This window comes from Sphingomonas sp. (genome assembly GCF_019242355.1).
Lineage (GTDB): Bacteria > Pseudomonadota > Alphaproteobacteria > Sphingomonadales > Sphingomonadaceae > Sphingomicrobium.
Genome location: NZ_JAFAVR010000169.1, coordinates 19,254 through 31,515 on the forward strand (window position 1 = coordinate 19,254; position 12,262 = coordinate 31,515).

The following is a 12,262-nucleotide window of genomic DNA, read 5'->3' on the forward strand; positions in this document are numbered from 1 at the left end:
CTGGAAACGGCGCTTTGACAGGGCCATATGCCTATGGCAAGGCGCGCCGCCGAACGCCGCGCGAGAGCCGCTGCGGCCGCCCAATTCTCGAACCGAATATTCGAACTGGAGACATCTTACATGGTGAAGCCCGAATGGGGCACCAAGCGCACTTGCCCCAAGTGCTCGACCCGCTTCTATGACCTCGCGAACGACAATCCGGTGCACTGCATCAGCTGCGGCAACGACTGGGTTCCGGAGCCGGTCCTGAAGTCGAAGCAGCCGCTGGCGTTCGAGGTTGCCGCCGCCCCGGCCAAGGAGCCGGCGCAGGACGATGAGCTCGCCGCCGAGGATCTCGCGGTCGACGAGGACGCCGAGATCAGCGCCGACGAGGAGGTCGATCTCGACACCGGCGACGATGACATCGGCGTCGAGACCGCGTCCGACGACGACGAGGGCTAGCGCTCTTAGCGACTAGTGCGCTGAGGCCGGGGCCGAGCTCGCGAAGCTGTTCCCCGGCCGCGCCACCGCGTACATTTCCTTCGCGATCTCGACCGTGAGTGCGTTCGGGTCGCCGCTCGCTTCGTAAAGGTCGAAGTGCGTCTTACCCGGCAGGAAGCGCACGTCGTCCTTCGCTCCGAGCCGCTTCAGCACCGCCTGCAGCCTGTGGGCCGCGCCGTCGAGGTGGAACGTATCCTGCGTCCCGACGATGACGTGGATCTTCCCGTCGAGATCCTTGCGGATCGCCGGCCACTCGTCCTGCAGCCGGTAGGCGATGTCATAATGGTTGCGCCAGTGAAGGGCGACCGCGGGATCGACCGCTCCAGTGCGCCGGTCGAACATGGGCACCGGCCGTCCGTCGGGGCCCTTGGGCGAGAAGACCCAGTCGAACGACGCCATCTGCCCGCCATAGGCGCCGAGCACCGCCTCGAGCTTCGCGAAATCCTCGAAATTCGCGACGTCGCGGCCGTTCATCCGGACGAGCGGGATCGGCTTGCCGGCGGCATCGACATAGACGTTGGCGCCCGGCCGATAGAGGTCGGCACCCGTGAAGTCATGGAAGTCACTGGAATCCGGGGAGGTTGACCAGGTCCCGCCGAAAATCCTCGGGTACCGCGTCTGCAGCCACAGGGTCGCCCAGCCGCCCGACGAATGCCCCGTGAGGAAACGCCCCGAAGGGCGCGCATCCATCCGATACTGATGCTCGAGATAAGGAATGAGCTCGGTCGTCAGCGCAGCTCCCCAGGGCCCGTTGTTCGCGGAATCCGCGAACTCGTGCGTGCCGGTCGCCGAGCTTTCGTCGAGCGCGACCCAGATCATCGGCGGGATGCGGCCCTCGGTCATCAGCTTGAGGTAGCTTGCCGCCGACCAGCGCGCCGAATGGATGTCGCCGCCGAAGCCGTGCGTCTGGTAGACGGTCGGCCAGGTCCTGGCCGACGCCGGATCATAGCCGGGAGGAAGCGCGACCCAGCCGTCCATGACGATCGGCCGTCCCCAGAAGGCGCTCAGCTTCGCGCTGACGAAGTTGATCGGCCGGACCTTGGGCAGATAGGCGGCAAGCGCCTGCTGCCGCGGATTGTCCGCCGCATAAGGGTCGGCGGCAGGCACGATCGTCGAAAGGGAGATCACCGGCGCCGGGCCGGGAAGAGTGACGTCGACGACCTTCGACACGACATCGCCGGCGCCGCGGCCCGCGTAATTATAGTCGCGATTGACGTCGAGCACCGCCTGCACGTGATAGCGCCCTGGCGGCAGCTTCGACCACGCATCCGGCACTGCATCCGTGTCCGCATCGACGGTCGCGACCTGGCCGCTGGCCAGCGAAGCGATATCGCGCGCCGCAACCGCTGTCGGCGTCCCCGCGAACGGGTTGGCATCGACCGACTCCGGATCGGGTGCTCCCGCCTCAGCAGGCTCCGCGAACAGGATCAGGCGCCCCGACAGCGGCGCTGGCGAGGCGACATCGAGCCGCACCGGCACCTCTTCCGGCGGCGCAGCCGCTGCGAGTGCCAACGATGCCAACAGTGCGATGGCCACGCGCATGCGCTCTTCCCCTCGAACACGTGCGAGAGGATGTGCGGTGGAATGCCGCATCGGCGCAAGCCATTTTCCCATTTGCAGAGGAGCCGGTTTCGCCTAAGGCGCGGGACCGATCGGGGCCGTAGCTCAGCTGGGAGAGCGTCGCAATGGCATTGCGAAGGTCAGGGGTTCGATCCCCCTCGGCTCCACCATCCTCATGATGATCGGCCGGTCGCGGGCGCGCCTGGCCGCTTGAGTTCAGCCCAATTCAAGCGCAGCCTTGCCGCCTTCGGGTGGGGGACCGGTGCAGCTCGACAAGATCAGGAATGCCCCCCAGCTGGACGGCGCCGGCTCGGCTTGCGCCGTGGCACTGATCTGCGCCGCCACCTTTGCACTTGCGCGCAATCACCCCAATCTCGACGTCGCCTGGCTGATCGACGCCTCGGGCCGCTGGCTTCGAGGCGCAATTCTCTACCGCGATATCGTCGAGGTGAACCCGCCGCTTGTCTTCTACGAGACGGTCGGCCTGTCGGCAGGATCGCCGTCGCCCAACGCCTATGCGTTCGGAGTCTGCGTCGCGATGGCGCTGTCAGGCTTGTGGATATTGCGGCTCCGAGGGCCTTATGCGGCGGTCGCGGCAACCTTTGCGATGGCCATCGCCGGCATCCACAATTTCGGCCAGCGCGACACCCTGGCGCTCATCTTCGGCCTGCCGATGCTGATGCGTCGCCGGGTCGGCGCTGCCGAAGGTGTCGCGCTCGCACTCTGGGCTTTCCTGGGCTTCGGCCTCAAACCCTATCTCCTGTGCATTCCCGTCGCCGACGCCATCGCCCGGGCCTGGCTGGCAAGATCGCCGAAGCCGCTGTTCTCGGCACCCTACATTGTCCTTGGCCTGTCGTGCGTCGCCTACGCCGGCGCCGTAGCCGTCCTCTACCCGCTTTACCTCTCGCACATGGTTCCGCTCGGCCGCTTCGTCTACTGGCTGTATGGGGTCCCGCTGTCCGGCCGTTCGATCGTCCTGTCGGCACTCATCGCATTCGTCAGCGCGATCGCTGTCATCGACCGCCGCGCCGAGCTTGTTCCGCTCGCCGCGGCCGCTCTCGGCGCGCTTGCCAGCTTCTATCTTCAGGGACGCTACTGGAGCTACCATTTCGCGCCGGCGCTTGGCGTTGCACTGGTCATGACGCTGATCGAGGCGCGGAGGAGCCGCCCCTTCGCATCGATCGCAGCCCTGCTATGCGCGAGCCAGCTGTTCAGCGGTTCGGGATCGTCCCCATCGGCCCCGATCCCCCCCGGGGTCCGGACGGTCGCGATCCTCAGCAGCCAGGTCTCGGCCGCGTATCCGGCCGTCGTTGAGCGCGGCATCGTCAATGACACGCGCTATCCCGCCTTGTGGGTGCTGCCCGGCGCCTGGAGCATCGCCAATGATCCCAAGCGTTCGGCCGCGGACCGTGCGAAGGCCCGGAGCCTGCTTGCCGAACAGCGCTCGACGATCCGGGGCGACATTCTCCGCGAGCGACCACAGCTGGTGATGATCGACACCACGCTGGCGAACTTCGATCGAATGTTCAGGATGGTCGACTTCGTCGGTCCCTTGCCGGGCTATGCGGATGCGGGAAGATCGGGCTCTTTCGTTCTCCTGGCCCGTCGGGGCGCCGATGCGCCGCCGCGCGCTGGCCGCTAGACCGGACGCATGCACCGCCTGTTCGTCGCGATCCGCCCGCCGGAGCATGTCCGTGACCTCCTCATTGACGTGATGGACGACAGCCCGGACTTCCGCTGGCAATCGGACGATCAGCTTCACCTAACGCTGAAGTTCATCGGCGAGGTCGAGCGGCCCGTCGCCAACGACATCGCCGATGCGCTGGCGAAGCTGCGCGCCGCGTCGATCGAGCTGCGCATCGCCGGAGTCGGGCGCTTCGACCAGAGCAATTCCGGCGCGCTCTGGGCCGGCGTCCTGCCGAAGGAGCCGCTCGCCGCGCTCGCCGCCAAGATCGATCGCGCCTGCCTTGCCGCCGGGATCGGTCCAGAGCGCCGAGCCTTCCATCCGCACATCACGCTCGCTCGCTGGAAAGGTCGCCGATCCCGCGAAGCCACCGCGTTCGTCGATCGCAACGCGGGCCTCCGCTCCGCGCCGTTTGCGATCGACACCTTCACCTTGTTCGAAAGCCGTCTTTCCCGCCATGGCGCGCATTACGAGGAGGCGGCAAGCTACCCGCTCGGGTGATGGGAACCGCCAATGCGCGCTTGCCAGACTGGACCATGAAGCGCACGCTTCCGACTCGACAAGGGGGGTGAACTCACATGTCGAGCTCGGTTTACGTCAGCCCAACCGGCGCCGGTGACCAGTCCGGCTCGTCCGCCGAGAACGCGATGCCGTTCAGCGCGCTGAATTCGGCGATCCAGAGCGCGGGTCCCGGCGGTACCGTGATGATGCTCGCCGACCAGGGCACCTACGAGACCACCGGTACCCTGCAGCTGTCGAGCGGCGGCGCGGACGGCGCCCCGGTCACCATCGAGGGCGTCGACAGCCTCGGCAATCCGATGGATGTCCAGATCCACGGCACTCGGCCCGCCTACACGCCCGGAATGACGGAACGGGGAAACCAGGTATTCGCGCTCGGCAGCGGCGCCGACAACCTGGTCTTCCAGAATATGGATTTCCACGACGTCAGCATGGCATTCCATTTCGCCGCCGATCTTCGCAACATCACCATCCAGGACATGCAGGCCGACAACGTCCGCCTGTTCGCGGGGCATTGGCTCGCCGACAGCTACGCCAGCGCGACCGTCTCCGGCCTCACCGTGCGCAATGTCGAGGTGCATGGATTCTCCTACGGCGTCGTGACGCTGCGCTACGACACCAACAGCGTGCTCATCCAGAACGTCTATGGCGACAGCCAGTATGAGGACAAGGACGGCATCGCCGAGGGCATCCACCTTTGCGACACCGTCCACGGCGTCGTCATCGAGGATTCGACGATGCTCAACAGCATCCACAGCAGCGGCACCTATTACAATGGCGACGGCTTCGCGACCGAACGCGGCGTCTATGACGTGCAGTTCCTGAACGACGTCGCGCGTGGCAACGGCGACGGCGGCTTCGACCTCAAGTCGACCAGCACCGTGCTGGTCAATCCGGTCGCCGAGGACAACGCGCGCAACTTCCGGCTGTGGGGCGAGATCGATCTCGTCAACCCGAGCGGCATCGATCCACACAAGCGCGGCGGCGGCGGCGGCCAGTTCCAGATTCAGCTGCTGGACGGCGCGAAGGTCACCGTCACCGGCGGCTGGCTCGTCGATTCAGGCTCGGCAACGTCCGTCGTGCATGCCGAGGGCACGACGTCGATCAGCTTCGCCGACACCCATGTGATCTACGCCGGGAGCCTCGACTCGAGTTTCGGCCTTGATCCCACCCTGGTCGAACCGACCATCGCCACCGGCAGTTACTCGACCAATGCGGAGATCTACATCGGCGGCGATGTGATCCCGCCGCCGCCACTTCCGGTACTCACCGGCACCAGCGGCAACGATACGCTGCACGCGACGACCAATGCCGACTGGACGGTGAGCGGCCTCGCCGGAAACGACACTATCGTCACTCTCGGCGGCAACGATGTGATCGTCGGCGGCGCGGGCAACGACGTCATTTCCGCCGGCGCCGGCGATGACGTGCTTCGGATTCAAGGCACGGGACAGGGCTTCGACAAGATCGACGGCGGCCTCGGCACCGACCAGGTCCAGGCGCTCGCCAATGGCACGGTGATCGGCCTTGCGAGCATCGCCGGGGTCGAAGCCATCACCGCCAACGGCTTCACTGGAGTGACCATTTCCGGCAGCGGCTCGGCCGACAGCCTCGACTTCAGCGGCGTCACTCTGACCGGAATCAATTCGATCAACGGCGGGGCCGGCAACGACATCATCCACGGGAGCGCCGGCGACGATGTGATCGCGGGCGGCAGCGGCGCCGATACTCTCTACGGCGGCGGCGGCAACGACCGCTTCGTCGTCAACTCGACCGGAGTTTCAACCACGGCCGCGCCCGACCGGATCGTCGACTTCACCAGCGGCGAGGACAGGATCGATGTCTCGGGCATCGACGCTATTTCCAGCACGGGAGGCAACCAGGCTTTCGCCTTCATTGGCGAAACTGCTTTCAGCCATGTCGCGGGCCAGCTCAGGGTGGACACCAGCGATCCGGCCAGGACCGTCGTTCAGGGCGACGTCAACGGTGATGGAGTCGCGGATTTCGCCGTGACGCTCGATGGCACCCACCACCTGCTGGCGACGGACCTGGTCCTTTAGAGGCGACGTCTAGCGCCCTGCTCCGTCGAGAGCGCGCAGCAGGTTGGCGAAGGATCCGGCGCCGTCGATCGGGAATGCCTGGCGGAGCGTTGCGGCAAGCTCGTCTCGCCGCTCCTCGCGCCTGTTTCCAGAGGCGCTTCGCGGGCGCCGCTCCTGTGCTTCCCTCCCAGGCATTGCAAAACTTGTAACATAGGTTGGACCGCGAACGATCCGTTCATTCCGCGGCCGTCGCGCCTTTTGTTCGGAAACCGTTGCATCCGGAACACGGTTCACCGTTGTCGCGAGCGGCTTCGGCAGGACGGCGGCTCCCCATCCACGAAAAAGGGGAGCCGCCCGAAGGCAGCTCCCCCCATTCGACCGAGCCTCGCCCGAATCCGGGCAGCTCACCAGATCCGTGCGCGCTGCTCCGGCGGAATGTACATGGAATCGCCCGGCTGGACGTTGAATGCCTGGTACCAGGCATCGACGTTGCGCAGCGGCCCGAGCACCCGGAACCGGCCAGGGCTATGTTCATTGGTGGTCACTTGGCTGCGCAGCGCGTCGTCGCGCTGCTTCTCGCGCCAGACCTGCGCAAAAGCGAGGAAGAAGCGCTGGTCGCCGGTCAAACCATCGATCACCGGCGCCGGCTTGCCGCCCAGGGAACGATGATAGGCGTCGAGCGCAACCTGGATGCCGGCGAAGTCGGCGATGTTCTCGCCCATCGTCAGCTTCGGGTTGATGAAGGCGCCAGGCACCGGCTCGAACTTCGCATATTGGTCGCCGAATACCTTGGCCTCGGCGTCGAAGCGCGCGGCGTCCTGCTTGGTCCACCAGTCGCGGACGGTCCCGGTCGCGTCGATCTTGCGGCCCTGGTCGTCGAAGCCGTGGCTGATCTCGTGGCCGATCACCGCACCGATCGCGCCGTAATTGACCGCGTCGTCGGCGTTCGGGTCGAAGAACGGCGGCTGCAGGATCCCGGCCGGGAACACGATCTTGTTCTCGCCGCCGCCATTGTAGGCGTTCACCGTCTGCGGGTTCATGCCCCACTTCATGTGATTCACCGGCTTGCCCAGGTCTTCCATGTCGTAATCGGCGTTGAAGCGAGTGGCCCGCTTGACGTTGCCGTAGAGGTCGTTCGGCCGAACCTCGAGCGCGCTATAGTCGCGGAACTTGTCCGGATAGCCGACCATCACGTCCATCCGCGACAGCTTCTCGAGCGCGGCTGCCTTGGTCGGCGCACTCATCCAGCTGTTGCTCTGGATGCGCCCGGCCATCGCCGCCTTCAGGTTGGCGACCAGCTGCACCATCTTCGCCTTGGAGGCAGGCGGGAAATACTTGGTCACATAGTCCTGTCCGACCAGCTCGCCGAGCGAGCCGTCGACGAGCGTCACCGAGCGCTTCCACCGAGGACGCTGTTCGGTGACCCCGCTGATCGTCTTGGTGAATGCGAAGCGGCTGTCGACCATCGCCTTGTTGAGATAGGGCGAGGCCTGGTCGGCGGTGTGGAACGCCTCCCATTCCTTGACGGTGGACAAGGGCGTCGCGGCGTAGATCCTGGCGATGTCCCGGATAGCGCTCTTCTCGTTGACGATGATCCGCTTCTGCGCCGGAATCTTCGCGCCCTCGAAATAGGATGCCCAGGCGAAGCCCGGAGCATAGGCCGCGAGCTCGGCGCTGCTCATCGGGTTGTTGGTCTTGTCGATGTCGCGGCGATCCGCGTTCGCCCAGCTGACCTTGGCGATTGCGGTCTCGAACGCCATCACCCGCGCAGCAGCGGCGGCCGGGCTGGGATTGCCGATCGCTTGGAACGTCCGCTGCATGTAGGCGACATAGGCGTCGCGCTGCGGCTTGAACTCAGGGCTGAGATAATAGTCCCGGCTCGGCAGCCCGAGGCCGCCCTGGTTGATGTTGAGCGCGTTCATCCGCGCATCGGCGGTGTCGGCATCCAGGTGGAAGGAATAGATCGAGCTTCCGAAGTCACCGTCGGTCGTTCCCATGTGGCGCGCCATCGCGGCCTTGCTGCTGATCGCGGCAACCTTGGCGAGGTCAGGCTTGAGCGGCGACAGGCCGAGTTGCTCGACCCGGTTCTCGTCCATCATGCTCTGGTACATCGCGCCATATTTGCTTCCGGCCGGCGCATTGGTGACGAGGTCCTTCTCCTCGTCCTGGTTGGTGTCGAACAGTTCGTAGAACGACCCGACCGACGGCTTGTCCGCCGGAATCTGCGTGTTCGCCAGCCAGCCGCCCGACGCATATTTCTGGAAATCGTCACCCGGCTTCACCGACATGTCGCGCACCGACAGGTCGACGCCCCACGTCCCGAATTTCGGCTTCGCGGAGGCCGGCGCCGCGGCGATCGCGGACGGGGCGGCCTGCGCAAAGGCCGGGCTTCCCTGCAATGATGTCGCGGCAAGCAGGACGGCCGCAACGCGGACAAGCTTCGAATGATGATGACGCATGGAATTCCCCCGCAAAGGCAAAGAGATAGATTCTGTGAAGAGGAACCGGATAGAACGGCCCCCACGCGCCCGCAATAAGGTTCCATGACTGATCGACGAGAGTGGACGAGTCATCGACGAACAAACCCTGTTCGTCGTTACGGGCTGGCGGCTAGGACGGGAATTGGAATTGAAAGAAATAGGGCGCCCCCATCGCGCTGCCGTCCTTCGCCTTCGCCGGCTTGAAAATCCCCCGGCTCACCATCAGTTCGCAGGCTTTCGCGTCAAGGGTCGGCCAGCCACTGGATTCGATGACTCGGCAGTTGCTTGCCTTGCCGTTGGCAGCGACCGTCACGCGCCCATCGACATTTCCTACCGCGCCATGCCGGTACACGTCCTTCGGCACGTCCGAGGGCTGGATGTCGAGCGTGTCCATCTGGGGAAAGGTTGCGAGCCGGGCCTGCTGGTCGGCGGCGAAACCCCAGCCCGCCAGTAGCCGCGAGTCACACATTCGAAGCTCGGCCCGTGCTTGCGCCAAGCCGGTCACTGCGAGGTCGGCATGAAGCGGCTCGCTCTGCACCCACAATCGCTGTGCGACGTCAAGCTTGGCGAGCCATTCCTCGCCGATTGGCCAGCGGTAGATGTTTCGGTTCGATTCGGGGCTCGGCATCATCTCGACAACCTGGTGCTTTGCCAAGTCGGCGCCAATTGCGATGTCCGCATATACCCAGCCGTATCCATCGAGATGGCCCTGGTTGATCACATATAGGTAGCCGCCGCCGCCGGTCGGGTTAGGCTCCAGGACGAACTTCACCGGACGGCCGAACACCGTGAAGTCGAGACCCGCGAGGCAACGCTCGCCCTGCAGCTCGACCGTCCACTGCCCGACCGGCTGCGCCGGGGCTGCGGCGGCAGAGGTCGCCAGGCTTGTGAGCGCCACCGAACCAGCCGCCAGCGCTTGGGCCGCCTGGGACCATTTCCTCATCATCCCCGTCATTTCCCACCCCCTTCTCCGCAGCTTAACCCATGGGTACGGAAAGCCAACTGCTAGCAAATCCAGCAGCAGCACCCATATGCCTTCATGCCGCGTTGACCGGGGAAACCTCCGCGCGTAGCTTCAGAACATAAACGGAACGAAAAGCCGCCGATGCTGACCCATATCTCCGTTCGCGGTGCCAGAGAGCACAACCTCAAGGGTGTCGACGTCGACATCATGCGAGAGAGCCTGACGGTCATCACCGGCCTCTCGGGCTCAGGCAAGTCGAGCCTCGCCTTCGACACGATCTATGCCGAGGGCCAGCGCCGCTACGTCGAGTCCCTCAGCGCCTATGCGCGCCAGTTCCTGGAGATGATGCAGAAGCCGGACGTCGAGCATATCGACGGCCTGTCGCCGGCCATCTCGATCGAGCAGAAGACGACCAGCCGCAACCCGCGCTCGACGGTCGCCACCGTCACCGAAATCTACGATTACATGCGCCTGCTGTGGGCGCGCGTCGGCGTGCCTTACTCGCCCGCCACGGGCCTGCCGATCAGCGCCCAGACCGTCAGCCAGATGGTCGACCGCACCATGGCCCTGCCCGAGGGCAGCCGTCATTACCTGCTCGCGCCGGTCGTCCGCGGCCGCAAGGGCGAGTACCGCAAGGAACTCGCCGAGTGGCAGAAGGCGGGCTTCACTCGCGTCCGCATCGACGGCACCTTCTACGCCATCGAGGACGCGCCGGCGCTCGACAAGAAATACAAGCACGACATCGAGGTGGTCGTCGACCGCGTCGCCATCCGCGAAGGCATCGAGCCGCGCCTCGCCGACAGCTTCGAGACCGCGCTGAAACTCGCCGAAGGGCTGGCCTATCTCGACCCCGCAGATCCTCCCCGGGACGGGGAGGGGGACCAAGCGCAGCTTGGTGGAGGGGGCCCCACGCAGTCCGGCATGAAGCTCGACTACGCGCCCCCCGGCCGCATCATCTTCTCCGAGAAGTTCGCCTGCCCGGTCTCCGGCTTCACCATCGCCGAGATCGAGCCGCGGCTGTTCTCCTTCAACGCGCCGCAGGGCGCCTGCCCGGCCTGCGACGGCCTCGGCGAGAAGCTGGTGTTCGACGAGGACCTCGTCGTCCCCAACCACAACCTGTCGATCGCCAAGGGCGCGGTCGTCCCCTGGGCCAAGTCCAACCCGCCCTCGCCCTACTACATGCAGGTGCTGTCCAGCCTCGCCCGCGCCTACGGCTTCGACCTCCAGACCCCCTGGGCCGACCTCCCCGAGGAGGCGCGGCGCGTCATCCTCCACGGCACCGCCGGCAAGCCGGTCACCCTGCGCTTCGTCGACGGCCGCAAGAGCTACGAGGTCAAGAAGCCGTTCGAGGGCGTCATCGGCAACCTCAACCGCCGCATGCACCAGACCGAATCCGCCTGGATGCGCGAGGAGCTCAGCCGCTACCAGTCGTCGCTCCCCTGCGAGGTCTGCCACGGCGCCCGCCTCAAGCCCGAGGCCCTCGCGGTGAAGATCGCCGGCGAGGATATCTCCATGTCCTCCCGCCGCTCCGTCGCCGACGCCTACCGCTGGTTCGCAAGCCTCGCCGCCAAGCTCACCACCACCCAGGCCGAAATCGCCGAGGCCATCCTCAAGGAGATCAACGAGCGCCTCGGCTTCCTCCACAATGTCGGCCTCGACTATCTCCACCTCGACCGCACCAGCGGCACGCTCAGCGGCGGCGAGTCCCAGCGCATCCGCCTCGCCAGCCAGATCGGCTCCGGCCTGTCGGGCGTCCTCTACGTCCTCGACGAGCCCTCGATCGGCCTTCACCAGAAGGACAACGACCGCCTCCTCGAAACCCTCAAGCGCCTCAAGTCGCTGGGCAACACGGTCCTTGTCGTCGAGCATGACGAGGACGCGATCCGCACCGCCGACCAGGTCATCGACATGGGCCCCGGCGCCGGAGTCCACGGCGGCGAGGTCATCTACTCGGGCGACCTCACCGGCCTCCTCGCCTGCAAGGGCAGCATCACCGCCGACTATCTCTCGGGCCGGCGCGAGATCCCGGTCCCCGCCCGCCGCCGCAAGGGCAACGGCAAGCACCTGACCGTCGCCGGCGCCACCGCCAACAACCTGCGCGACGTCACCGTCAAGTTCCCCCTCGGCACCTTCACCTGCGTCACCGGCGTCTCCGGCTCCGGCAAGTCCTCGCTCACCATCGACACGCTCTACGCCGGCGCCGCCCGCGCCCTCAACGGCGCCCGGATCGTCTGCGGCCCGTGCCAGTCGATCAAGGGCCTGGAGCAGCTCGACAAGGTCATCGACATCGACCAGTCGCCGATCGGCCGCACCCCGCGCTCCAACCCCGCCACCTACACCGGCGCCTTCACCCAGATCCGCGACTGGTTCGCCGGCCTTCCGGAGGCGCAGGCGCGCGGCTACAAGCCCGGCCGCTTCTCCTTCAACGTCAAGGGCGGCCGCTGCGAGGCGTGCCAGGGCGACGGCCTCCTGAAGATCGAGATGCACTTCCTGCCCGACGTCTACGTCACCTGCGACGTCTGCCACGGCGCCCGCT

General features: G+C 66.1%; 8 protein-coding genes and 1 tRNA gene. 6 read left to right on the top strand and 3 right to left on the bottom strand.

Going from position 1 to position 12,262, the window contains the following annotated elements; translation table 11 throughout:
- Positions 1–120 precede the first annotated feature (120 nt).
- Positions 121–441 (top strand): TIGR02300 family protein, encoded by a 321-nt coding sequence (locus JOZ79_RS08605; protein ID WP_294073234.1) that lies wholly within the window; start codon positions 121–123, stop codon positions 439–441.
- Positions 442–453: 12 nt separating this feature from the next.
- Here JOZ79_RS08605 and JOZ79_RS08610 read toward each other — a convergent pair whose 3' ends face one another.
- Entirely contained in the window at positions 454–2,022 is a 1,569-nt protein-coding gene (locus JOZ79_RS08610; protein ID WP_294073235.1) for an alpha/beta hydrolase-fold protein, read from the bottom strand.
- A gap of 112 nt (positions 2,023–2,134) precedes the next feature.
- Here JOZ79_RS08610 and JOZ79_RS08615 point away from each other — a divergent pair.
- The 4 genes from JOZ79_RS08615 (at position 2,135) to JOZ79_RS08630 (ending at position 6,303) form a co-directional block, all read left to right on the top strand.
- Positions 2,135–2,210: transfer RNA gene (locus JOZ79_RS08615), tRNA-Ala, on the top strand.
- Positions 2,211–2,302: 92 nt separating this feature from the next.
- A complete protein-coding gene (locus tag JOZ79_RS08620) occupies positions 2,303–3,682 on the top strand; it encodes a hypothetical protein (protein WP_294073237.1) in 1,380 nt (459 codons plus the stop codon).
- A gap of 9 nt (positions 3,683–3,691) precedes the next feature.
- Positions 3,692–4,225, top strand: a complete 534-nt coding sequence (gene thpR / locus JOZ79_RS08625; RefSeq protein ID WP_294073239.1) for an RNA 2',3'-cyclic phosphodiesterase — start codon at positions 3,692–3,694, stop codon at positions 4,223–4,225.
- 77 nt (positions 4,226–4,302) lie between these two features.
- The gene (locus JOZ79_RS08630) at positions 4,303–6,303 is read left to right on the top strand and encodes a calcium-binding protein (RefSeq protein WP_294073241.1); all 2,001 of its coding nucleotides are present in this window, start codon (positions 4,303–4,305) and stop codon (positions 6,301–6,303) included.
- Positions 6,304–6,686: 383 nt separating this feature from the next.
- Here JOZ79_RS08630 and JOZ79_RS08635 read toward each other — a convergent pair whose 3' ends face one another.
- Together JOZ79_RS08635 and JOZ79_RS08640 are read right to left on the bottom strand one after the other, a co-directional pair.
- A complete protein-coding gene (locus tag JOZ79_RS08635) occupies positions 6,687–8,741 on the bottom strand; it encodes a M13 family metallopeptidase (protein ID WP_294073243.1) in 2,055 nt (684 codons plus the stop codon).
- 151 nt (positions 8,742–8,892) lie between these two features.
- Positions 8,893–9,717, bottom strand: coding sequence for a TonB family protein (locus JOZ79_RS08640; protein ID WP_294073245.1), 825 nt, complete (start codon positions 9,715–9,717; stop codon positions 8,893–8,895).
- Between the two features lie 150 nt (positions 9,718–9,867).
- On the opposite strand from JOZ79_RS08640, the gene uvrA reads away from it, so the two are divergent.
- On the top strand, positions 9,868–12,262 hold a 2,395-nt coding region (gene uvrA / locus JOZ79_RS08645; RefSeq protein ID WP_294073247.1), incomplete at its 3' end, for an excinuclease ABC subunit UvrA.

Excerpts from the sequence above, each read along its gene's own strand:
- JOZ79_RS08610 (WP_294073235.1), bottom strand. The coding sequence starts at position 2,022 with ATGCGCGTGGCCATCGCACTGTTGGCATCGTTGGCACTCGCAGCGGCT.
- JOZ79_RS08630 (WP_294073241.1), top strand. The coding sequence starts at position 4,303 with ATGTCGAGCTCGGTTTACGTCAGCCCAACCGGCGCCGGTGACCAGTCC.
- JOZ79_RS08640 (WP_294073245.1), bottom strand. The coding sequence starts at position 9,717 with ATGACGGGGATGATGAGGAAATGGTCCCAGGCGGCCCAAGCGCTGGCG.
- JOZ79_RS08605 (WP_294073234.1), top strand. The coding sequence starts at position 121 with ATGGTGAAGCCCGAATGGGGCACCAAGCGCACTTGCCCCAAGTGCTCG.
- thpR (WP_294073239.1), top strand. The coding sequence starts at position 3,692 with ATGCACCGCCTGTTCGTCGCGATCCGCCCGCCGGAGCATGTCCGTGAC.
- JOZ79_RS08635 (WP_294073243.1), bottom strand. The coding sequence starts at position 8,741 with ATGCGTCATCATCATTCGAAGCTTGTCCGCGTTGCGGCCGTCCTGCTT.